General features: G+C 52.5%; 13 protein-coding genes and 1 riboswitch. Of the genes, 9 read left to right on the top strand and 4 right to left on the bottom strand.

The features are described from left to right. Window positions 1–49 precede the first annotated feature (49 nt). A complete protein-coding gene (locus tag MIM_RS11840; RefSeq protein WP_025372968.1) occupies window positions 50–409 on the bottom strand; it encodes a hypothetical protein in 360 nt (119 codons plus the stop codon). A 207-nt stretch (window positions 410–616) separates the two neighbouring features. Beyond that, window positions 617–1,132, bottom strand: coding sequence for a 6,7-dimethyl-8-ribityllumazine synthase (locus tag MIM_RS11835; protein WP_025372967.1), 516 nt, complete (start codon window positions 1,130–1,132; stop codon window positions 617–619). A 162-nt stretch (window positions 1,133–1,294) separates the two neighbouring features. Next, a riboswitch (FMN riboswitch) is annotated at window positions 1,295–1,463 on the bottom strand. A gap of 219 nt (window positions 1,464–1,682) precedes the next feature. On the opposite strand from MIM_RS11835, the gene MIM_RS11830 reads away from it, so the two are divergent. Together MIM_RS11830 and MIM_RS11825 are read left to right on the top strand one after the other, a co-directional pair. Further along, window positions 1,683–2,321, top strand: coding sequence for a class I SAM-dependent methyltransferase (locus MIM_RS11830; protein WP_025372966.1), 639 nt, complete (start codon window positions 1,683–1,685; stop codon window positions 2,319–2,321). A gap of 143 nt (window positions 2,322–2,464) precedes the next feature. After that, window positions 2,465–2,734 carry an I78 family peptidase inhibitor gene (locus tag MIM_RS11825; protein WP_025372965.1) on the top strand — a complete coding sequence of 90 codons (270 nt, stop codon included), beginning with the start codon at window positions 2,465–2,467 and terminating at the stop codon, window positions 2,732–2,734. A 487-nt stretch (window positions 2,735–3,221) separates the two neighbouring features. Here MIM_RS11825 and MIM_RS11820 read toward each other — a convergent pair whose 3' ends face one another. Continuing rightward, on the bottom strand, window positions 3,222–3,539 hold the full coding sequence (locus MIM_RS11820) for a hypothetical protein (protein ID WP_025372964.1): 318 nt from the start codon (window positions 3,537–3,539) through the stop codon (window positions 3,222–3,224). A 430-nt stretch (window positions 3,540–3,969) separates the two neighbouring features. Further along, a complete protein-coding gene (aqpZ, locus tag MIM_RS11815; RefSeq protein WP_025372963.1) occupies window positions 3,970–4,668 on the bottom strand; it encodes an aquaporin Z in 699 nt (232 codons plus the stop codon). Window positions 4,669–5,260: 592 nt separating this feature from the next. Here aqpZ and MIM_RS11810 point away from each other — a divergent pair. The 7 genes from MIM_RS11810 to MIM_RS11780 all read left to right on the top strand — a co-directional run bounded on the left by MIM_RS11810 (window position 5,261) and on the right by MIM_RS11780 (window position 25,093). Further along, window positions 5,261–18,190, top strand: a complete 12,930-nt coding sequence (locus MIM_RS11810; RefSeq protein ID WP_025372962.1) for a YadA-like family protein — start codon at window positions 5,261–5,263, stop codon at window positions 18,188–18,190. A 66-nt stretch (window positions 18,191–18,256) separates the two neighbouring features. After that, window positions 18,257–19,111, top strand: coding sequence for an OmpA family protein (locus MIM_RS11805; RefSeq protein ID WP_245592745.1), 855 nt, complete (start codon window positions 18,257–18,259; stop codon window positions 19,109–19,111). 243 nt (window positions 19,112–19,354) lie between these two features. After that, window positions 19,355–19,609, top strand: coding sequence for a CsbD family protein (locus MIM_RS11800; RefSeq protein WP_025372960.1), 255 nt, complete (start codon window positions 19,355–19,357; stop codon window positions 19,607–19,609). A gap of 143 nt (window positions 19,610–19,752) precedes the next feature. Further along, on the top strand, window positions 19,753–20,181 hold the full coding sequence (locus MIM_RS11795; protein ID WP_025372959.1) for a TOBE domain-containing protein: 429 nt from the start codon (window positions 19,753–19,755) through the stop codon (window positions 20,179–20,181). 675 nt (window positions 20,182–20,856) lie between these two features. Next, window positions 20,857–21,942 (top strand): metallophosphoesterase, encoded by a 1,086-nt coding sequence (locus tag MIM_RS11790; RefSeq protein WP_025372958.1) that lies wholly within the window; start codon window positions 20,857–20,859, stop codon window positions 21,940–21,942. Window positions 21,943–22,181: 239 nt separating this feature from the next. After that, a complete protein-coding gene (locus tag MIM_RS11785) occupies window positions 22,182–23,213 on the top strand; it encodes a TRAP transporter substrate-binding protein (protein ID WP_025372957.1) in 1,032 nt (343 codons plus the stop codon). Continuing rightward, window positions 23,210–25,093 (top strand): TRAP transporter large permease, encoded by a 1,884-nt coding sequence (locus tag MIM_RS11780; RefSeq protein ID WP_025372956.1) that lies wholly within the window; start codon window positions 23,210–23,212, stop codon window positions 25,091–25,093. Before MIM_RS11785 ends, MIM_RS11780 begins: the two co-directional genes overlap by 4 nt. Window positions 25,094–25,128: the final 35 nt, after the last annotated feature.

The following is a 25,128-nucleotide window of genomic DNA, read 5'->3' as shown; positions in this document are numbered from 1 at the left end:
ATTTGGCGACTGGCGTTGCAGGCCTGATCTATCTGCAGGCCGCATCTGATTATAGGAACGTACCGGTTTCGAACCGGATTTCCGAACTTTCCTCTTCCGAGCTCTCATCATAAGGCATCCAGCCTAAAACCGGTTCTTTGGTCTTCTTATTAATCCGAGGCGTGCCATGTCTGTCGGTCAGCTGGCCCCGATACATGATTCTCAGACCACGCGTTCGCATATGCTTTCTGGCAAGATTGATCCAGTCCTGGCAAAACTGTGGTGCATCGAAGGTGAGCGAGACTTGTCGGTGCGCGCCTGTCCTGTAGATATGCTCCTCATACTCATCATAAAAAGCCTCGGTTGTGGCATTCCATTCAGGAGGAGGGGATTTCTTGCTTGCCGATTGTCTGGCTATGACGTCTGTCATACCAAATACACAAAATGCACTCATTGTTATTACATCTGGTGGAAAGGGATAAAGAGGCGAGATTTTATATGCGCGGCGCCGATTAGGCAAACGATTCGACTACTGTTCTTTTGCGGACCACGCTGCAGGGAGCGGATACGGGATGTGTTGTGAACGATGCCGTCCATCGCGAAGGCAGTGGACTGCATCGTGTTAACGCCCGTGACGTTAGGCTACTTTACTGACGTTGGTGGGCGCCAATAGACCCAGACCTTCCAGAGAAGCAATGGTTGCGATGCACGCCTGTGCTGCTTCCTGACCCTTAATTCTGAAATGCTCGAAAAAAAAGCGATGCTGATCTTCGCCGTCAAATAAGTCACGTGGCGTAAGCACGCAAGAGAATACGGGAGTGCGCGTTTCCAGTTGCACCTGCATTAGTCCTGAAATGACCGCCTGGGCCACGAACTCATGACGGTAAATGCCACCGTTGACTACCAAGCCGGCCGCGACCACCGCAGCGTAACGGCCGCTTTCAGCCAGCAGCCTGGCGTGCAGGGGGATTTCAAAGGCACCAGGCACATCGATGATATCGACGCAAGACGACTCCTGGCCAAGGCGCGACACTTCTTCCAGAAACGACAGTCGCGCCTGTTCCACGATATCGCCATGCCATCCGGCTTGAATGAAGGCAATGCGACGTGATGAGAGCATCTGAAGGGGCTTGTTGACTACTTGTGTAAGCATGGTAGAACTCCTGTTTTCTTAAACACTTAAAAACAGGGCATGGATAGACAGGAAATACCTGGTGCGCATTGTGGAATGCTGGGTTTGCATATAGGTTCAGCAGAACCATACAAACCGGCAGCAACGCGTGCAAAACCAGACACGCTGGCATGACCAGCGGTATCCCGCTCTCTCTTTATCCGGACTATAACCGTCGGCCCTGGAATCACACCAGATCTGCTGACCTTGTTCGTACGTGAAGGAATGCTGTACGGGCAAGCGCTCGCGGGCTTAGCGTGTTGTGTACGCCATTACCGCCGGTGGGGAATTACACCCCGCCCTGAGAACGTGCGGCACTTTATCCTGTCGGGGATCCCGAAGAAAAGTCCGCCAGCCAATTGTAGCATCAGGATTGTGTATATGCGGAACCGTTTCGGGCGCTTCTATCACTAAAATCGTCGCGCTTAAGGATTCTCTGTTTATACTGGCACGGCGGTACTCAGATTGTTTTATTCACCCGAATTAGAATTGAACATAATACATATGTGATAGTTTTTTGAAAGGACAGCTGGTGAAAGAATATTACGGAGCGCGGGCGAACGAATACGATCGGATTTACGCCAAACCAGAACGACAGGCTGATCTGCGACAGCTGCAAATATGGCTCCCCACCTTGTTTGCCGGCCGAAGCGTGCTGGAGATCGCTTGCGGTACCGGGTATTGGACTCAATTTTATGCGCCGATGGCAGAGCGGGTAGTTGCGCTGGATGCCGCAAGGGAGACGCTACGCATTGCAGCTGAGCGTGTTGATACAAACACCGTACACTTGAGGCACGGTGATGCCTATGGTCTGCCGGCTTTTGACGCTTTGTTCGATGCTGCTTTTGCCGGTTTTTGGTGGTCACATATTCCACAGGAACGCATCGCCGAATTTCTGGTCGGTCTTCATCTGGCGCTGGAGCCAGGCGCCAGAATTGTCTTTCTTGATAATCGTTTTGTACCCGGTAGCAGCACACCCATAGCGGACCAGGACAGCGCCGGGAATACTTATCAAATGCGAACGCTGGACGATGGCTCAATGCATCGGATACTCAAAAATTTTCCAACGCGTGACCAATTGCTTGCTACGGTCGACCCATATGCTGAATCTAGCACTTACTTCGAATGGGAATATTTCTGGGCGCTTGAATACACGCTCAAGAGCGACTGAGTGGCCCGGCGGCCGGTTTCAATTGCACAATGTAGTGGCTGCTACTCCCGCTGACTGCGTTCAACGCTGAGAGGGCAGGTTGCCCACGGGGAAGCGTTTATTCGTGTATAAATGAGCAAGTAACCATCAAAGGAGAAGTCGTTTTGAAAAAACTGGTCATTTTCGCCCCGTTGCTCATGCTTGCCGCCTGTCAGACGTCCACGCCGGGACAGACGCAGAATGATGATGCATGCGGTGCCAATCGCCATCAAAGTCTGATAGGTACGCCGGAAACGGATCTGAATAAATCGGCCCTGGGCAGGAACACCCGGATTATTCATCCTGATTCCGTTATGACAATGGACTATTCTGCGCAGCGCTTGAATGTGTATGTGGACAAGGAAGGGAAGGTCAGTCGGGTAACTTGCGGCTAGCTGCAACAGTACGTTCCTGCAATGTTGCTGCATTCTTGAATTAAGCCGGTATCCGGGTCCGGGCAGGTACGCGCAAACGGGAATCAATGTCGCAAATAACTCTTGCGCCCGGAATCGCTGTAGCAGAATTTGCCCCCTCTGGGGCCTGTGCAATAATTACCGGTACGACAAACGCAACCTGCGTCTTTTCTTGCGGAAGGTGTCATATTGCGATTGCCGGAAAACAATTGTGTGGCCGATGCGTTGCCGTTACCGTATTGAGCCGAGCAATGCTTTTTTGATCCGCTTACAGATCCATCATTGCAAATGAACGTTTTCCCCTGACAATGGGAGATGCCTCCTTTTGATCCCGAGCACGGATAGTTTCGTGCGATCGCAGGAGGCACGATCACACTAGAAAGCATCACAACTGCACAGACCCATGAAAGGTATTTTTTAAACAAAATGTGAAGCGTTTCGCGCCGCCTGAGCGTGCTTTGAACGGCGCTCAAATGTATCTTCTGCCTCGGGCGATATGATCTTCGCGCTGGCGTTCCAGATACCACTTGCGAGATGCTAAATCTGTTACATTGGTGTCCAGCCAACTGCGCAACTCGGCTTCTTCGCGCTGAAACTCGCTCTCTAACGTTTTGAGATAATGTATATGTTGTTGACTTGAATCGTCCATCCTGGCCTCTTTATTTGTCTTTAACGGTAAAGCGTCAGGCCGCAAGATAGCGTTCTTGCGGGTTTTCATATCGTAAATATAGCATTTATATAACAAAATACATATTTTGTTACGCTGCATTTGAATTTTTCTGTACATGATCGATAGAATTTGCTGGTATTTATAAATTCTTTTGAGCCTCCAGGAGTACACCCCCCATGCCCATCAATCGTTGTTTTCGACTTAGCCTCATACTATGCCTGGCCGCACTTGTTTCTGGATGTTCAGGAGGTGGTCGTTCGGGTTCTTCTATAGTCGGCGAGTGTGCCTGGTACCGTGGCGGCTGTTCGTATGAAGGACCGTATGAGGCGGGCGAGAAAGACTACGCAGAGGCGGAAGCGGCAAGACTGAACAGGGCGCAATCGTCCAGATTGCGTCGAGGCTGGTTCTGGTAAGCACTGCCTATCAGACCAGCCTCATCTGTATTCGGGACTTACATCCTTTCAGTACAACCAGCCATCGCCGTAGTGAGTGTGATCGTAAAGCCTGGCGTGTTTTTTCACTGTCCCGATTGCAGTATTAGCGGGAATTATCTTTCGTCCCCGGACAACAGGTTACGGTAGATCAAACCGCCCGCTATGGCGCCTAGAATAGGCACGATCCAGAAAACCCACAGTTGTGATAAGGCCCAATCTCCCTGGAATAGCGCAACGCCGGTGCTTCGTGCCGGGTTAACGGAGGTGTTGGTGACAGGGATGCTGATGAGGTGAATCAATGTTAGCGCCAGGCCAATGGCAAGAGGTGCAAAACCGGCCGGTGCGCGCTTATCGGTGGCGCCATGGATAACAATCAAAAAGAACGCCGTAAGTACGAACTCGGCAATAATCGCAGCAGTGAGTGAGTAGCCTCCCGGTGAGTGTTCGCCATAGCCGTTAGAAGCGAATCCACTGGCAGAGACATCGAATCCTGCTTTTCCACTGGCAATCAGATACAGTACGCCGCCAGCCAGTATGCCACCTATCACTTGAGAAATAATATAAGGTACAACTGTGCTAACAGGGATGCGTCCTCCAGCGAACAGCCCTAGTGTGACCGCCGGATTAAAGTGCCCGCCAGAAATATGGCCTACTGCGTAGGCCATAGTGAGTACGGTTAAACCGAAAGCCAGCGCTACACCAGCAAACCCGATCCCCAATTCCGGAAAACCAGCGGCGAGTACTGCGCTGCCGCAACCACCGAAGACCAGCCAGAATGTTCCAAATGCTTCTGCACTACATTGCTTGATCATTTCTCTTTCCTTTGTTGTATGTGTGGTGAGCAAATTATGCGATCAATCGGTTTCATAGACAATTAAATCAAAGTCAATTACATCTGCAATAATTAACAAAATGTATCAATGTCAGTTGTCATGAATTGGCTGACAGCGTTCCGCTGAACAGCAGGTGAGCGGTACAGGCCACAGCAGATTACGCTGGCTGAATGTACGTGGTTCAGACAGTGGCCACACTGTTTTAAAAAACACTTGCCGGTCCCAGTTAAAAACGTATTGATCCCTGCATTTCGCAACTTTTGAGTAAAGGGCGGGAATATTTGGAGACGATTCGACGAAGAACCTTTTTACAACAGCATCTGAGCTGCATCCGATTTAAAACGTCAATATTGGTGAATTAACTCAAAAAATTGATCTGCGTTAATTTTTATTGGGGCAGAAAAATACACAATTCCGACGCGCACGAAACTTGCGGTACGTAGTACTCAGCCCGTCATTCCCCGGTGTTTTGCGGGTTCGTTAGGTCTGCCCACACAATGGTCATGACGTAACGGTCAGTGAGGATGAATAGTCAGATTGTCAGGTTCGGATTTGAGTTAAGGATTTTGTTGTGAATAAAATTTTTCGCGTCATTTGGAATGCAGCCACCAGAAACTGGGTTGTCGTCTCAGAAATTGCTAAAACAGCAGTTTCAAAACCAGGAAGTATTCATGTAACAGGAAAACAGTTAAGCAATGTTCAGGCAGCCGTCGTTGCGACAGGTCGCTGGAAATTAACCGAGCTGGCCACTGCCTTTTATCTGGCCGGACTTTGGATGTTCGCATCACCGGTAATGGCCGCGCCGCTAAAAACAAGTAGTAATCCCGGTACAGAGGTTGCCAGTAACCGATGCGGCACTGGAGCGACTGCTACGAACGTAGCAGGTATTGCCGTAGGTTGCGGAGCACAGGCAGCAAGCGGCAACATTGCCATCCTGGAGCGAAAAAATCCGTATGAAAAGCGAACGGATCTGATCAAATCCACAATCACGAGTGGAGGGCTGCTTGAAGCCCAATCCATCGCTATCGGCGAATCGGCTTCTGCGGGAAAATCGGCAATCGCGGTGGGCGGTCGGTCAAATGCCGTAGACGAATTGGCTACCGCAATCGGCGTGTGGGCACGCGCTCAGGGTAAATCTTCAGTCGCTATCGGCCCCAGAACACTGGCTACCGGCAATACAAGCCTGGCGATTGGCCGCCAATCGGTGGCAACCGCGGATTTTGCGCAGGCTATCGGTAATGTTTCTGCTGCGACGGGTGTGTCTGCATTGGCTATCGGCCACTCGGCCACAGCTCTCGGTCCGCGTTCTATCGCCATTGGTGGTGCCGATACTGGCATAGAGGCTGTTGCCGGGCAAAAAGGGGTTACCTATCAGGCTGAATCACTGACAAAGGCCGACGGAATTGGTGCTATTGCGCTTGGCGGTGGCGCCCGTGCAATGGCCGATCGTGCCATGGCGCTAGGTGAGTGGTCGCGAGCTACCCGGGCACGAAGCGTGGCCCTGGGTACTGGTTCGACTACGGATGCCGCTGCGACGGCCGTCAGCAGCGCTACCGTCGGCGGTACTGTATATAGCGGGTTCGCGGGTGTAGTCAGTGATTCAGATCGGGTGGTCTCAGTCGGTTTGTCCGGTGGTGAACGTCAGATCAAAAATGTGGGATCTGGAGAAATTTCCGCGACAAGTACCGACGCTATCAACGGTAGCCAGTTGTATGCGGCGATGGCCAAGCAGACCGGTGGTGGTAGCATCAACTTTTCTGGCGATGCCAATGGCAGTGGATCAACCGCTGCTGACGACAAAAAAATCAATGTTCCGTCCGGGGATAATTTGAATATTACGGGTGGTGTCACCACACCGAATAGCCTGCTAACTAACCAGATTGGTGTCGTGGCGGATCCATCCGGGAAAAATTTAAGTGTAAGGCTCAGAAAGGATCTGGACCTGAGCGCAGACGGCAGCCTGCAACTAGGCACAACGGGTCCGAAACTGAGTGCGGCCGGCCTGAATATGAATAACAAAAAGGTGACTGGCTTGGCTGCCGGAACGGCTGATGCAGATGCAGTTAACGTTTCGCAATTGAATGGCGTTAAAACAATTGCCAACAATGCAGCGACTCAGGCGGGCAACGCCGCTACTCAGGCAACCAACGCCATGACCGAAGCCAGCAAAGGCTGGAACCTGCAAGCCAATGGCGATACTGCAAGCAAAGTGGCTCCTGGCGATAAGGTTCAGTTCTTGAATGGCACCAACATCAATGTCACGCGCAACGGCAAAGATCTGACGATCGCCACCACACCTGCGCTGACGGCCGATAGCCTGACCATCAACAATGGTGGTCCCATACTGAATGGCAATGGCATTGCCATGGGCAACAAGAAAATCACCGGCCTTGCCAATGGTACTGCACCTAACGACGCCGTAAACTTCTCGCAACTGGGTGCTGTTAAAACAACGGCCGATAATGCAGCCACACAGGCTGGTAATGCGTTGACGCAAGCGGGTAACGCCGCGACTCAGGCAGCCAATGCCATGACAGAAGCCAGCAAAGGCTGGAACCTGCAAGCCAATGGCGATACTGCAAGCAAAGTGGCTCCTGGCGATAAGGTTCAGTTCTTGAATGGCACCAACATCAATGTCACGCGCAACGGCAAAGATCTGACGATCGCCACCACACCTGCGCTGACGGCTGATAGTCTGACCATCAACAATGGTGGCCCTGCGCTGAATGGCAATGGCATTGCCATGGGCAATAAGAAAATCGCAGGTCTGGCTGATGGTACTGCACCTAACGACGCCGTAAACTTCTCGCAACTGAGTGCTGTTAAAACAACGGCAGACAATGCAGCCACACAGGCTGGTAATGCGCTGACGCAAGCGGGTAACGCCGCGACTCAGGCAGCCAATGCCATGACAGAAGCCAGCAAAGGCTGGAACCTGCAAGCTAACGGCGATACTGCCAGCAAAGTGGCTCCTGGCGATAAAGTGCAGTTCCTTGACGGCACTAACATCAACGTAACCCGCAGCGGTAACGATCTGACGATCGCCACCACATCTGCGCTGACGGCTGATAGTCTGACCATCAACAATGGTGGCCCTGCGCTGAATGGCAATGGCATTGCCATGGGCAATAAGAAAATCGCAGGTCTGGCTGATGGTACTGCACCTAACGACGCCGTAAACTTCTCGCAACTGGGTGCTGTTAAAACAACGGCAGACAATGCAGCCACACAGGCTGGTAATGCGCTGACGCAAGCGGGTAACGCAGCGACTCAGGCAGCCAATGCCATGACCGAAGCCAGCAAAGGATGGAACCTGCAAGCTAACGGCGATACTGCCAGCAAAGTGGCTCCTGGCGATAAAGTGCAGTTCCTTGACGGCACTAACATCAACGTAACCCGCAGCGGTAACGATCTGACGATCGCCACCACATCTGCGCTGACGGCTGATAGTCTGACCATCAACAATGGTGGCCCTGCACTGAATGGCAATGGCATTGCCATGGGCAACAAGAAAATCACTGGTCTGGCTGATGGCACAGAAGCCGGCGATGCAGTGAATTTCTCTCAACTGGATGGTGTTAAGAGCGTCGCAGACAATGCCGCCACTCAGGCAGGGAACGCAGCAACTCAGGCAGCCAATGCCATGACTGAAGCCAGCAAGGGCTGGAACTTGCAAGCCAATGGCGATACTGCAAGCAAAGTGGCTCCTGGCGATAAGGTTCAATTCCTTGATGGCACTAATATTAATGTAACCCGCAATGGCAACGATCTGACGATTGGCACTGCAGCTAACCTCACTGCTGATAGCCTGACCATCAACAATGGTGGCCCTGCACTGAATGGCAATGGCATTGCCATGGGCAACAAGAAAATCACCGGCCTGGCTGATGGCACAGAAGCCGGCGATGCAGTGAATTTCTCTCAACTGGATGGTGTTAAGACCGTCGCTGACAATGCCGCCACTCAGGCAGGGAACGCAGCAACTCAGGCAGCCAATGCCATGACTGAAGCCAGCAAGGGCTGGAATCTGCAAGCCAATGGCGATACTGCAAGCAAAGTGGCCCCTGGCGATAAGGTTCAATTCCTTGACGGCACTAATATTAATGTAACCCGCAATGGCAACGATCTGACGATTGGCACTGCAGCTAACCTCACTGCTGATAGCCTGACCATCAACAATGGTGGCCCAGCACTGAATGGTAATGGCATTGCCATGGGCAACAAGAAAATCACCGGCCTGGCTGATGGCACAGAAGCCGGCGATGCAGTGAATTTCTCACAATTGGACGGCGTGAAAACCACGGCTGACAATGCCGCTACGCAGGCTGGCAATGCTATGGCCGAAGCCAGCAAAGGATGGAACCTGCAAGCTAACGGCGATACTGCAAGCAAAGTGGCTCCTGGCGATAAAGTGCAGTTCCTTGACGGCACTAACATCAACGTAACCCGCAGCGGTAACGATCTGACGATCGCCACCACATCTGCGCTGACGGCTGATAGCCTGACTATCAACAATGGTGGCCCTGTACTGAACGGCAATGGCATTGCCATGGGTAACAAGAAAATCACAGGTCTGGCTGATGGCACAGAAGCCGGCGATGCAGTGAATTTCTCACAATTGGACGGCGTGAAAACCACGGCTGACAATGCCGCTACGCAGGCTGGCAATGCTATGGCCGAAGCCAGCAAAGGATGGAACCTGCAAGCTAACGGCGATACTGCAAGCAAAGTGGCTCCTGGCGATAAAGTGCAGTTCCTTGACGGCACTAACATCAACGTAACCCGCAGCGGTAACGATCTGACGATCGCCACCACACCTGTGCTGACGGCCGATAGCCTGACCATCAACAATGGTGGCCCAGCACTGAATGGTAATGGCATTGCCATGGGCAACAAGAAAATCACCGGCCTGGCTGATGGCACAGAAGCCGGCGATGCAGTGAATTTCTCACAATTGGACGGCGTGAAAACCACGGCTGACAATGCCGCGACTCAGGCAGCCAATGCCATGGCCGAAGCCAGCAAGGGCTGGAACTTGCAAGCCAATGGCGATACTGCAAGCAAAGTGGCTCCTGGCGATAAAGTGCAATTCCTTGACGGTACCAACATCACCGTAACGCGCAGCGGTAACGATCTGACAATTGGCACTGCAGCTAACCTCACTGCTGATAGCCTGACCATCAACAATGGTGGCCCTGCACTGAATGGCAATGGCATTGCCATGGGCAATAAGAAAATCGCAGGTCTGGCTGATGGTACAGAAGCCGGCGATGCAGTGAACTTCTCTCAACTGGATAGCGTGAAAACCACGGCTGACAATGCGTTGGCCGAAGCCGGCAAGGGCTGGAATCTGCAAGCCAATGGGGATACCGCAACTAAAGTTGCGCCAGGTGATAAAGTGCAGTTCCTTGACGGCACCAACATCAACGTAACCCGCAATGGTAACGATCTGACGATTGCGACCACTTCAGCGCTGACAGCCGACAGCTTGACGATCAACAACGGTGGTCCAGTACTGGGTAGCACCGGCATCGATCTGAAAGACAAGAAGCTCACGAACGTTGGTGCGGGCACATTAGCTGCAGACAGCAAAGACGGTGTTAATGCCAGCCAGTTGTTCGCCGTCGGCAACAGCACGGCATCGGCCCTCGGTGGTGACAGTGCCTTCGATCCAGCTACGGGCGTGGTAACTCCTTCGCTCAAAGTAGGAGAGAAGAGCTTCACCAACGTGAACGACGCCCTGGGTGATCTGAACACCACCCTGGAAAATACCACGGCTGAAGCCTCAAAAGGATGGAATCTGCAAGCCAACGGCGATACCGCCAGCAAAGTGGCTCCTGGCGACAAAGTGCAGTTTCTTGATGGCACGAACATCAATGTAACCCGCAATGGTAACGATCTGACGATCGCCACAACATCTGCGCTGACAGCCGACAGCTTGACGATCAACAACGGTGGTCCAGTACTGGGTAGCACCGGCATCGATCTGAAAGACAAGAAGCTCACGAACGTTGGTGCGGGCACATTAGCTGCAGACAGTAAAGACGGTGTTAACGCCAGCCAGCTGTATGCCGTCGGCAACAGCACAGCCTCGGCCTTCGGTGGTGACAGTGCCTTCGATCCTGCTACAGGTGTGGTTACACCATCACTGAAAGTGGGAGAGAAGAACTTCACCAACGTGAATGATGCCTTGGGTGATCTGAACACTACACTGGCTGCGACTACGGAAGTAGCATCTAAAGGCTTCAACCTGCAAGCCAATGATGACACCGCCAGCAAAGTGGCTCCCGGTGATACCGTCAAGTTCATCGACGGTACAAACATCAACGTAACCCGCAATGGTAACGATCTGACGATCGCGACCGCACCTGGGCTGACGGCAGATAGCCTGACCATCAACAATGGCGGACCGGTCCTGAGCAGTACAGGTCTTGATATGAAAGACAAGAAGCTCACGAACGTTGGTGCGGGCACATTAGCAGCAGACAGCAAAGACGGTGTTAATGCCAGCCAGCTGTTTGCAGTCGGCAACAGCACAGCATCTGCCCTCGGTGGTGACAGTGCCTTCGATCCCGCTACGGGCGTGGTAACTCCTTCGCTCAAAGTCGGTGAGAAGAACTTCAGCAACGTGAACGAAGCCCTGGGTGAGCTGAACACCACCCTGGCAAATACCACGGCTGAAGCCTCTAAAGGATGGAATCTGCAAGCCAACGGCGATACCGCCAGCAAAGTGGCTCCTGGCGACAAAGTGCAGTTCCTTGATGGTACCAACATCACCGTAACGCGCAGCGGTAACGATCTGACAATTGGCACTGCAGCTAACCTCACTGCTGATAGCCTGACCATCAACAATGGTGGCCCTGCGCTGAATGGCAATGGCATTGCCATGGGCAATAAGAAAATCGCAGGTCTGGCTGATGGTACAGAAGCCGGCGATGCAGTGAACTTCTCTCAACTGGATAGCGTGAAAGCCACGGCTGACAATGCGTTGGCCGAAGCCGGCAAGGGCTGGAATCTGCAAGCCAATGGGGATACCGCAACTAAAGTTGCGCCAGGTGATAAAGTGCAGTTCCTTGACGGCACCAACATCAACGTAACCCGCAATGGTAACGATCTGACGATCGCCACAACATCTGCGCTGACAGCCGACAGCTTGACGATCAACAACGGTGGTCCAGTGCTGGGTAGCACCGGCATCGATCTGAAAGATAAGAAGCTCACGAACGTTGGTGCGGGCACATTAGCTGCAGACAGCAAAGACGGTGTTAATGCCAGCCAGTTGTTCGCCGTCGGCAACAGCACGGCATCGGCCCTCGGTGGTGACAGTGCCTTCGATCCAGCTACGGGCGTGGTAACTCCTTCGCTCAAAGTAGGAGAGAAGAGCTTCACCAACGTGAACGACGCCCTGGGTGATCTGAACACCACCCTGGAAAATACCACGGCTGAAGCCTCAAAAGGATGGAACCTGCAAGCCAATGGAGATGCCGCCAGCAAGGTTGCCCCTGGCGATAAGGTTCAATTCCTTGACGGCACTAATATTAATGTAACTCGCAATGGTAACGATCTGACGATTGGCACTGCTGCGAACCTCACAGCCGATACTCTGACGATCAATAACGGTGGTCCAGTACTGGGTAGCACGGGCATCGATCTGAAAGACAAGAAACTGACCAATGTGGCAGGCGGTACATTGGCTGCAGACAGTAAAGATGCTGTCAACGGTAGTCAGTTGTTCGCCGTCGGCAACAGCACAGCATCGGCCTTCGGTGGTGACAGTGCCTTCGATCCAGCTACGGGCGTGGTAACTCCATCGCTCAAAGTCGGTGAGAAGAATTTCACCAACGTGAACGACGCCCTGGGTGACCTGAACACCACCCTGGCAAATACCACAGCTGAAGCCAATAAAGGTTGGAATCTGCAGGCCAATGGGGATACTGCTACTAAAGTGGCTCCTGGCGATAAAGTGCAGTTCCTTGATGGTACTAACATCAACGTAACCCGCAATGGTAACGACCTGACGATCGCGACTGCACCTGCGCTGACGGCAGATAGCCTGACTATTAACAACGGCGGCCCTGTCCTGAGCAGCACAGGTCTTGATCTGAAAGACAAGAAACTGACTAATCTGACAGCCGGCACATTGGCAGCAGACAGTAAAGACGGTGTTAACGCCAGCCAGCTGTTTGCAGTCGGCAACAGCACAGCATCGGCCTTCGGTGGTGACAGTGCCTTCGATCCAGCTACGGGCGTGGTAACTCCTTCGCTCAAAGTCGGTGAGAAGAACTTCACCAACGTGAACGAAGCTTTGGGTGACCTGAACACCACCCTGGAAAATACCACGGCTGAAGCCTCTAAAGGTTGGAACCTTCAGGCCAATGGTGACACCGCCAGCAAAGTGGCTCCCGGCGATAAAGTGCAGTTCCTTGATGGTACGAACATCAACGTAACCCGCAATGGTAACGACCTGACGATCGCGACCACTTCAGCGCTGACAGCCGACAGTCTGAAGATCAACAACGGCGGCCCTGTCCTGAGCAGTACAGGTCTTGATCTGAAAGACAAGAAACTGACTAATGTGGCAGCCGGTACATTGGCAGCAGACAGTAAAGACGGTGTTAACGCCAGCCAGCTGTTTGCAGTCGGCAACAGCACAGCATCGGCCTTCGGTGGTGACAGTGCCTTCGATCCTGCTACGGGCGTGGTAACTCCTTCGCTCAAAGTCGGTGAGAAGAACTTCACTAACGTGAATGATGCGCTGGGTGATCTGAACACTACACTGGCTGCGACTACGGAAGTAGCATCTAAAGGCTTCAACCTGCAGGCCAATGGGGATACTGCAACTAAAGTTGCGCCCGGCGATAAGGTTCAATTCCTTGACGGCACTAATATTAATGTAACCCGCAATGGTAACGATCTGACGTTTGCCACCGCAGCTAACCTGACGGCAGATAGCCTGACCATCAACAATGGCGGACCGGTCCTGAGCAGTACAGGTCTTGATCTGAAAGACAAGAAACTGACCAATGTGGCAGCCGGTACATTGGCCGCAGACAGCAAAGATGCTGTCAACGGTAGTCAGTTGTTCGCAGTCGGCAACAGCACAGCATCGGCCTTCGGTGGTGACAGTGCCTTCGATCCTGCTACGGGCGTGGTAACTCCTTCGCTCAAAGTCGGTGAGAAGAACTTCACTAACGTGAATGATGCCTTGGGTGATCTGAACACTACACTGACTGCGACTACGGAAGTGGCATCTAAAGGCTTCAACCTGCAAGCCAATGGGGATACTGCAACTAAAGTGGCTCCCGGCGATAAAGTGCAGTTCCTTGATGGTACGAACATCAACGTAACCCGCAATGGTAACGATCTGACGATCGCCACAACATCTGCGCTGACAGCCGACAGCTTGACGATCAACAACGGTGGTCCAGTACTGGGTAGCACCGGCATTGACCTGAAAGACAAGAAACTGACCAATGTGGCAGCCGGTACATTGGCCGCAGACAGCAAAGATGCTGTCAACGGTAGTCAGTTGTTCGCTGTAGGCAACAGCACAGCATCGGCCTTCGGTGGTGACAGTGCCTTCGATCCTGCTACAGGTGTGGTTACACCATCACTGAAAGTGGGAGAGAAGAACTTCACCAACGTGAATGATGCCTTGGGTGATCTGAACACTACACTGACTGCGACTACGGAAGTGGCATCTAAAGGCTTCAACCTGCAAGCCAATGGGGATACTGCAACTAAAGTGGCTCCCGGCGATAAAGTGCAGTTCCTTGATGGTACGAACATCAACGTAACCCGCAATGGTAACGATCTGACGATCGCCACAACATCTGCGCTGACAGCCGACAGCTTGACGATCAACAACGGTGGTCCAGTACTGGGTAGCACCGGCATTGACCTGAAAGACAAGAAACTGACCAATGTGGCAGCCGGTACATTGGCCGCAGACAGCAAAGATGCTGTCAACGGTAGTCAGTTGTTCGCTGTAGGCAACAGCACAGCATCGGCCTTCGGTGGTGACAGTGCCTTCGATCCTGCTACAGGTGTGGTTACACCATCACTGAAAGTGGGAGAGAAGAACTTCACCAACGTGAATGATGCCTTGGGTGATCTGAACACTACACTGACTGCGACTACGGAAGTGGCATCTAAAGGCTTCAACCTGCAAGCCAATGGGGATACTGCAACTAAAGTGGCTCCCGGCGATAAAGTGCAGTTCCTTGATGGTACGAGCATCAACGTAACCCGCAATGGTAACGATCTGACGATCGCCACAACATCTGCGCTGACAGCCGACAGCCTGACGATCAATAACGGTGGTCCAGTACTGGGCAGCACCGGCATTGATCTGAAAGACAAGAAGCTCACGAACGTTGGTGCGGGCACATTAGCTGCAGACAGCAAAGATGGTGTTAACGCCGGCCAGTTGTTCGCTGTAGGTAACAGCACAGCCTCGGCCTTCGGTGGTGATAGTGCCTTCGATCCTGCTACAGGTGTGGTTACACCATCACTGAAAGTGGGAGAGAAGAACTTCACCAACGTGAATGATGCCTTGGGTGATCTGAGCACTACACTGGCTGCGACTACGGAAGTGGCATCTAAAGGCTTCAACCTGCAAGCCAATGGGGATACTGCAACTAAAGTGGCTCCCGGCGATAAAGTGCAGTTCCTTGATGGTACGAACATCAACGTAACGCGCAATGGTAACGATCTGACGATTGGTACTGCTGCGAACCTCACCGCCGACAGCCTGACGATCAATAACGGTGGTCCAGTACTGGGTAGCACCGGCATTGACCTGAAAGACAAGAAACTGACCAATGTGGCAGCCGGTACATTGGCCGCAGACAGCAAAGATGCTGTCAACGGTAGTCAGTTGTTCGCTGTAGGCAACAGCACAGCATCGGCCTTCGGTGGTGACAGTGCCTTCGATCCTGCTACAGGTGTGGTAACTCCATCGCTCAAAGTCGGTGAGAAGAACTTCACTAACGTGAACGATGCGCTGGGTGATCTGAACTCTACACTGGCTGCGACTACGGAAGTGGCGTCTAAAGGCTTCAATCTGCAAGCCAATGGTGACACCGCCAGCAAAGTGGCTCCCGGTGATACCGTCAAGTTCATCGACGGTACAAACATCAACGTAACCCGCAACGGTAACGAGCTGACGTTTGCCACCACAGCTAATCTGACGGCTGATAGCCTGACTATTAACAACGGCGGCCCTGTCCTGAGTAGCACAGGTCTTGATCTGAAAGACAAGAAACTGACCAATGTGGCAGCCGGCACATTGGCAGCAGACAGTAAAGATGCTGTCAACGGTAGTCAGTTGTTCGCAGTTGGCAACAGCACAGCATCTGCCTTCGGTGGTGACAGCGCATTCGATCCAGCTACGGGTGTGGTTACACCATCACTGAAAGTGGGAGAGAGGAACTTCACTAACGTGAACGATGCGCTGGGTGATCTGAACTCTACACTGGCTGCGACTACGGAAGTGGCGTCTAAAGGCTTCAATCTGCAAGCCAATGGTGACACCGCCAGCAAAGTGGCTCCCGGTGATACCGTCAAGTTCATCGACGGTACAAACATCAACGTAACCCGCAACGGTAACGAGCTGACGTTTGCCACCACAGCTAATCTGACGGCTGATAGCCTGACTATTAACAACGGCGGCCCTGTCCTGAGTAGCACAGGTCTTGATCTGAAAGACAAGAAACTGACCAATGTGGCAGCCGGCACATTGGCAGCAGACAGTAAAGATGCTGTCAACGGTAGTCAGTTGTTCGCAGTTGGCAACAGCACAGCATCTGCCTTCGGTGGTGACAGCGCATTCGATCCAGCTACAGGTGTGGTTACACCATCACTGAAAGTGGGAGAGAAGAACTTCACTAACGTGAACGATGCGCTGGGTGATCTGAACTCTACACTGGCTGCGACTACGGAAGTGGCGTCTAAAGGCTTCAATCTGCAAGCCAATGGTGACACCGCCAGCAAAGTGGCTCCCGGTGATACCGTCAAGTTCATCGACGGTACAAACATCAACGTAACCCGCAACGGTAACGAGCTGACGTTTGCCACCGCAGCTAATCTGACGGCTGATAGCCTGACTATTAACAATGGCGGCCCTGTCCTGAGCAGTACGGGTCTTGATCTGAAAGACAAGAAACTGACTAATCTGGCTGCAGGTACGCTGTCCAAAGATAGCAAAGACGCGGTCAATGCCAGCCAGTTGTTCAAAGTGGGCAGCAGCACCGCAGCCGCTTTCGGTGGGGATAGCACTTTTGATCCCGAGACTGGTGAAATTACAGCTGCGCTGAAAGTGGGCGACCAGCGGTTCACGAGTGTGAACGGCGCTCTGGATGCAATCAACAGCAATGTTGGTGCGATTGCACGACGCGGTTGGGACATCGCCGGATCTGACGGTATTGTTGCAAATGTGGCTACGGGCGAACAGGTTCGCTTTGTTGCCGGCAATGCGCATACCAGAGTCGGCGTGACAGAGCAAAATGGTGTATCCACCGTTAGTGTGTCTGCAGCCAGCTCGCCACTGCAATATACCCAGACCAATCAGGCGAATGGTAATAATGCGCCAGTGGCCGATCCGTTTGGCAAGACCAACTCAGTCACATTGGTGGGTCAGGACGCAAGTGCGCCGGTTAGCTTGAACAATGTGGCCAAGGCGAAGCTTTCCGCAGACAGCCTGCAGGCCGTCAATGGGCAACAGCTCTACGGCCTTGGCGAGAGTATTGCCAGCACATTGGGTGGCGATACACGCTTCAATGCTGAAACCGGCAAGCTTGATTCGACCTTCCACGTTGGTAATAACACCTACCACAACGTAGCTGATGCGTTAAGTGGCATTGGTGAAGTTGCCGATCGCGGATGGCAATTGCAGCTGAATAACGATACGCCGCAGAAAGTCGCGGCTGGTTCGACCGTAGGCTTCAACCAGGGACGCAATATCGAGCTGACCCGGGATGGCAACCAGATTACTGTTGCTACGGCGCCGAACGTGACCTTCGAGTCGATCAGGGCTGACCGAATGGAAGGGGATGCGATCTCTGCCAAATCCTATCTTGGCGTGATCGATGGCCCTGCCATGACCCAGTCTGGTATTGACGCAGCTGGCAAGCCAATCACCAATCTGAAGCCAGGCGAGATTGCCGAAGGTAGTACGGACGCAGTCACTGGTGGTCAGTTGCACAGTCTGGCTGGTGGTACGGCTACGGCACTTAACCGTCTGCAAGGCAATCTGGACCGTGTGGCCAAGGATGCCAATGCCGGTAGCGCAACTGCAGGTGCCATGGCGAACCTGCCGCAAGCCTACTTGCCAGGCAAGAGCATGTTTGCTCTGGCAACCGCCCGATATGTTGGCCAGCAAGGTTTTGCTGCCGGTCTATCCAAGGTATCCGAAAACGGCAACTGGATCATCAAGGGTAGCGTAAGTGGCAATACACGTGGCAAAACGATGGTTGGCGCGGGTGTTGGCTATCAATGGTAAGCCAGTCGATCTAAAGATAGCCCCGGCCGTGGCCGGGGCTGCAGATTAACAGATGAATGATTTTGGATGATGATGAAATATTCAACAAGCAAAAGTGTAGTTGTGGCAACAGTGTTGGCTGCCAGTCTGTTTCTGGGCGGATGTTCGTCACTTAGTAATGTCGCCGCAGATGGTACGACGGACAATCCCGTGTTTCCGGAACCAGGGAGGGTAACCTTCAATGATGGCCAGGGTACGTTTCCCAATCGCAGCTCATTGAACGAGGTTAAGGCTGGCATGACCAAAGATCAGCTTTACTACCTGCTGGGACGCCCACATTTCAGAGAAGGATTTTTTGGCGTACGGGAATGGGACTATTTATTTAATTTCCACACTTCAAAAAATGGTAAAAACAGCGTAACCACATGTCAATTCAAAGTATTGTTTGACAAGGATCATCGGGCGCAGAGCTTCTTTATGCGCCCGGTTGGCGAGCCGAATGCTTTATGTCGCCTTGGTCATGCACAAAGCAAGCGAGCAGTACAACAATTCGATTTGGCGGCAGATGGTGTATTTGCTTTCGATAAGTCAGATCTGAAAAATCTGACCGCGTCCGGCAAGGAAAAATTGCAGAATCTGGCACGCAATATTGCCCAGTTGGGTGCGATAGAGTCGATTGAGATAACGGGATATACCGACCCGCTTGGCTCCGAGAGCTACAATCGCAGCCTTTCCCAAAGACGGGCGTCAACGGTCAGGCAATACCTGGGGACGTTGGGGATTCCGCTAAGCATTATGAGTGCCCAAGGGGCAGGTGAGACGACGGCGTTTGCACAGTGTGATAAGTCGATGAGTCGGACCGCACTGATTAGCTGCCTGTCGCCTAATCGCCGGGTAACATTCAAAGTGGTAAGCGCTGCAAATCTACCTTCTGCCAGATAAACCCGGTTTTGCGCAAGCCGGCTAACTACGGCTTGCGCAGCATTGCTGCGCCGCAAGAAATATATAAGAAATCCGGTTGTCGCTTTGTCGCGGTATCGTCTGACAGCCTCCAAAACGTTATCGTTAATCCTTGTCAAGATTCATCATCAAGATCGCCAATCTATGTTAAAGATATAGACAGAGGCGGTTTTTCATATATTTATGCGGACAAATAGCCTCTTTTCTCCGCTGAAAGGTGAATCTATGACAAGTGTGAATACAATCAAGAGTAAAGCTGAAGAACTTGCAGGAAAAGGCCAATCGGCTCTGGGCGATGTTTTTGATGATCCGGAAATGGAAGCAGAAGGAAAAATACGACAGGCTTCGGGCCATGCTGCCTATACCGTGAATTCGTTCCTGGACTGCCTTGTTGATGGCACCCGCAGCAATCCGCTGGGTGCGCTGCTGGCAGCGGCTGCGGTTGGTCTGGTTCTTGGGCGTCATTTATACAAGAAATAGGGTGGTGCCGGAAATAGGCATAGCAGGACGTCAAACTGAACGCTTATTATTCGCTCTGGTTGCTGCTGTCCATGTGGGCATGTAGGGAAACACTGCATGTTTGATAAAATGCCCGTTGTAAATATTCTATCAGTGGATATCAAATGAAAATCAGCGCGCGAAATCAGTTCCCAGGGAAAATCAAATTCATCCGTACGGGTGCGGTGAATGACGAAATTGTTATCTCTATCTCCCCGGATCAGGACATTGTTGCCATTATTACGGAAAGCAGCACGCAGAATCTGCGTCTGACTGAAGGCGCGGAGGTATTTGCGCTGATCAAGGCATCGTCTATCGTTATGGCGACTGATGTCGACGGACTGGTTTTTTCCGCCAGAAATCAGCTGACTGGCACCATTACCGAAGTGAGCAAAGGTGCCGTGAACTCGGAAGTGGTGATGGATGCCGGGAACAACGTTAAGATCAGCGCAGTTGTCACCAACACCAGTTTTGACAATCTGGGCCTGGCCACTGGCGTAAAAGCAACGGCAATCTTCAAGGCCTCAAGTGTGATCGTCGCCGCCAAAGCTTAATGATCCGGCTTTTCTGACTGATACGGGGCGTCTTGTGCAATATGCAAAGATGCCCCATCAGGTATCAGCCTGGTAGACTTGCCTTACCAGCGGCGATAATGACCGCGTCCACGTCCATAATAAGAACGGTCGCTGTCATAATAGGAATGACGATCGTAGTAACCATCTCTGTGACCCCAGCGGCCACCCCTGCCATGGTCGTGAATGATGCAGCCAGACAAAAGAATAAGAGATAAAAAAATTGCGGTTGTGCTTAGCAGTTTCATTTTTCTACTCCCGAACACAAGGTTGATAACGATTTCCATATTACGGCAAGGGTGAGCGATGAGCGTTTCTGAAGCGTTAACCGCATTTCAAAGCGTTACCCGATCATGTGAACAGGTAGCGCAATGGTTTCAGTTGGTTTACAGGGCGCAAAGGCAATGCGGCTCTGGCCGTCGTGGTGCTGCTAAATGGTGTGAATTCGGTAGAATGTTATCCGCGGATGACAGTCCCGGACCGGCTTGCATGAAATGTTGAGTTATATTCAACCGTCAACTAGCCCGATATATTTAGTGCGATTCAGCGTGGTTACGCGCAGCCGCCATTCCTGCCTGGTGCAGCCGTCATCCCTGATTGATACGATGCAGCCTTTATTTCTGCATGCGTCTTTTTCTTCAATGGCAACAAAATACAATGAACCTGCTACATACATATCAACCTGTCGTGCCGCTGCCGTCCGGGCCTTTGGATATTGTTGGTGATATTCATGGTGAATATGAAGCGCTAAGGCAATTGCTGCAGCACCTGGGATATGACAACCTGGGCCACCATGCGGAAGGGCGTAAACTGGTCTTTATAGGTGATTTATGTGATCGCGGGCCCGATAGTCCTGCAGTGGTCAGGCAGGTGCAGGACATGGTGAATGCCGGCAATGCAATTTGTGTTTTGGGCAACCACGAACTGAATATTCTGCGTGGACTGCGCAAGGACGGCAATAGCTGGTTCTGGAACGAAACCGCAGCGGATGACCACAAATTTGGCAGTATGAGGGCCCTTTCGGCCGCCGAGCGGCAACCCATGCTGGACTTTTTCGCCAGCCTGCCCATTATCGCCTGCAACAGCCAGTTGCGTGTGGTGCATGCAGCCTGGCATACGCCTTCTTTTAACGAGCTCGGTACGCATACGCTGCCATCCATAGTTGAATATTTCAATGCGAGAGAACAGCAGACCAGCGATCTCATCCGCAGCGATAGCCGGTTTCAGGATTACCTGGCCGAGCAAAAGCAATGGCGGGAGCATATTTCCGACGCGGCGCAGGCTGTTCCTTTTCTGGGCGCAACAGCTTATATGCGGGAGTTGCGGCAAATGGCCAATCCTATTCGGGTCTTGACGTCCGGTGTTGAAATGGCCGATAGCGAGACCTTTTTCAGCGGGGGAGAATGGCGCTTTGTGCAACGGGCACGCTGGTGGGACACCTATACGGAAGCGGTGCCTGTTCTAATCGGCCACTACTGGCGCAATCCTCAGGATAGACCGGCCGGGGCGCTATCGCGTGGCCGTGACCTGTTTGACGGTGTGGCGCCGTGCGACTGGCACGGGGAAGGTGGCAATGTATTCTGTCTTGATTATTGCGTCGGTGCCCGGTTTCTGGAACGCTCCGGGAAAGTGCCGCCGGGACAAACCCGGCTGGCCGCGATGCGTTGGCCGGAGCGCGCACTCATGTTTGATTCCGGGGAGCAGGTAGCAACCCGCCATTTCGGCAGACGGGCAGGCACCTAGCAACTGCAGGATCCAATTTGCCCCGGAACAATTCGGGCATACCCCTGTTGAAAATTCATCAAAATAAATGCAATATCTGTGCTATAAGAGATGTGATCACACAACAGACAAGCGCGACTGCCGGGTGGAAGTAAGCAGGATCACCTGGCGGCGGCAGCACCAATATAGAGACAAGAACGTCATTTACGACAATACGCATTTCCAGATATCGAGCATATTTAGTCCTGGAGGAGGGAATAATGGCTGCTGTAAAACGTAGAAGTTTTCTGAAATCAATATCCGCTGTCACGGCGGCATCTGCTTTCGGGTTGAGCTATTCAGATGTGATTCTGGCGCGCCGCGCCGATTTTCGGCTCAAATTTGCCAATAACCTGCCTGTATCCCATCCCCTGAATATCCGCGCCAAGGAAATGGTTGAGGCCATCAAAAAAGAAACGGATGGTGCAGTAGATATTCGTGTCTATCCGAGCAGCCAGCTAGGTAATGATACCGATACACTCTCTCAGATCCGCGCCGGGGCTGTCGACTTTTTTACGCTGTCGCCCATTATCATGGGCACCCTGATTTCCAGAACGCAGATTTCCGGTATTGGTTTTGCTTTCAAGGATTACGACCAGGTCTGGAAGGCGATGGACGGCGATCTGGGTGCGGCCGTACGCGAGGAAATTGAGAAAGGGTCAAACCTGACTGCTTTTGACAAGATCTGGGACAATGGCTTCAGGATTATTACGACCAGTTCCAAACCAGTTAAAACACCAGACGACTTAAATAGCGTCAAACTGCGTGTTCCGCCAAGCCCGTTGTGGACGTCCATGTTCAAAAGCCTGGGGGCATCGCCTACAACCATCAATTTTGCCGAAACCTATTCGGCGTTACAGACGCATATTGCCGATGGTCAGGAAAATCCCATTACGCTGATCGAAACGGCCAAGCTATATGAAGTGCAGAAATATGCCTCTCAGAGCAATCACATGTGGGATGGTTTCTGGTTTCTGGCCAACCGGGACAACCTGGCAAAAGTGCCCAAAGAGATCCAGGACGTGATTCGCAAACACGTGATGGACGCCAGTCTTAAAGAACGGGACGACCTGGCTAAACTGAGTCTGACCGTGAAACAGACGCTGGAGGGCAAGGGTATGGCTTTTAATGAAGTAGACACCAACGCTTTCCGCGGCAAGCTCAAGGAAGCCGGTTTTTACGAAGAATGGAAAAAAACCTTTGGTGATCCGCTTTGGTCAAAACTGGAGCAATTTACCGGAGCCTTGTCTTGAGTGTAAGTATTGCCAGCCAGTCGGCTGGCGTTAATACCCATGTGCTTTCCAGAACGGTTATCGCGGTCAAGAACGCTGTGATGCGACTGGTTGGTTTGCTGGCTGTCGTCATGCTGGTGTTCGAATCGGCATTACTGTTTACCGGCGTGGTGTTTCGCTATTTTCTGCATAAGCCAATTATCTGGTCCGATGAACTGGCGCAGTCGGTCTTTATCTGGTTGTGTATGTTTGGCGCCGCGCTGGCGCTGGACCGGCACGAACATATGCGGCTGACTGCGGTGGTCACGCGGTTTTCCAAACGGGCCCAGCACTGGTTCGAAACACTGGGACTGCTGATCATACTGCTGTTTGCCGCCTATCTGATCGGGCCCGGCTTTCATCATGCCGGCGGGCAGATGGTGGTAACTTCGCCTGCGCTCAATATTCCGGATGGCTATCGGGCAATGGCGATTCCCGTGGGTATGTGCCTGTTTGCGTTTATTGCCGTCAGCCATCTGCTGACACACTCACGCTGGCAGGACATTTTGTCCGCTGCCGCCGTGATCGCGGTGGTCGGTTATGCGCTTTGGTTTTTTGCCGACTTTTTGTACGACATCGGCAATCTTAACCTGATCGTATTTTTTGTACTGGTACTGGGCGCGTGTGTCATGAGTGGGGTACCCATCGCTTTTTGCTTCGGCATCGCTACGCTGGCCTATATCGTTAATATTGCTGAAGTGCCGCCATCCATTGTGGTGACGCGGATTGATGAAGGCGCCTCGCATCTGGTGCTGCTGGCCGTTCCGCTGTTTGTGGTGCTGGGCGTGCTGCTGCAGATTAGCGGCATGGCGCGCAAGCTCATTGATTTTATGTCATCTGTGTTAGGTCATATTCGTGGCGGGCTCAATTACGTCCTGCTCGGCGCCATGTTTTTGGTTTCCGGGATTTCCGGCTCCAAGGTGGCAGACATGGCTGCGGTTGCCCCGGCCCTGTTCCCGGAAATGAAGCGCAAGGGTGCTGACGAGAATGATCTGGCGGCGTTGCTCTCTGCCACCGGAGCGATGACCGAGACGATTCCGCCCAGCCTGGTGTTGATTACGATTGGCGCCGTTTGTGGGGTATCCATTAGTGCGCTGTTTATTGGTGGTCTGGTGCCGGCGCTGGTGTGTACGCTGGCGATCGCTCTGGTCTGCTATCTGAAGTCGCGCAAGGCCGCGCAGGATACGCGTGAGCGTGCCAGGGCTGCTGAGATCGGCCGCACTTTCCTGTGGGCGTTACCGGTGCTGGTGCTGCCGATTATTATTCGCGTGTGCGTGGTCGAAGGGGTTGCCACGGCAACCGAGGTTGCGTCTATCGGGATCGTGTATGTCATTATTTATGCGGTCATTATGCAATTGGCTATTGGTGGCTTAGAAAAATCACGTATTTATCCAATGCTGGTAGAGGCCACCTCGCTTTCCGGCGCCATTTTGCTGATTATTGGTGTCGCCACGGCCATGGCCTGGGCGCTGACCCAGTCCGGGTTTTCAACCACACTGGTTGATTTCATGACGCATATTCCGGGTGGCGTATTCGGATTCATGACGGTGAGTATTGTACTGTTCGTTATACTCGGCAGCGTCCTGGAGGGCATTCCCGCCATTGTGCTGTTCGGACCCTTGATTTTCCCGGCAGCCCGCGCCATGCATATTCATGAGGTGCATTACGCGATTGTGATTATTCTGGCTATGGGTATTGGATTGTTCGCGCCACCGCTGGGGGTGGGCTTTTATTCAGCCAGCGCGATCAGCAAAGTGAATCCGGACAAGGTTATTCCGAAGATGTGGCTGTATCTGGCGGTTCTTCTAATAACGACATTTGTGATTGCGTTTGTACCCTGGTTTTCTATCGGATTCCTTTGATGGATTTGCCTTGATGCTTTATTCCAAAGAGGTGG

Origin of the sequence: Advenella mimigardefordensis DPN7 (genome assembly GCF_000521505.1) — a bacterium.
Classification (GTDB): Bacteria; Pseudomonadota; Gammaproteobacteria; order Burkholderiales; family Burkholderiaceae_B; genus Advenella; species Advenella mimigardefordensis.
The sequence above is the reverse complement of the archived record's forward strand: the minus strand, read 5'-3'. Positions and strand labels throughout refer to the sequence as shown.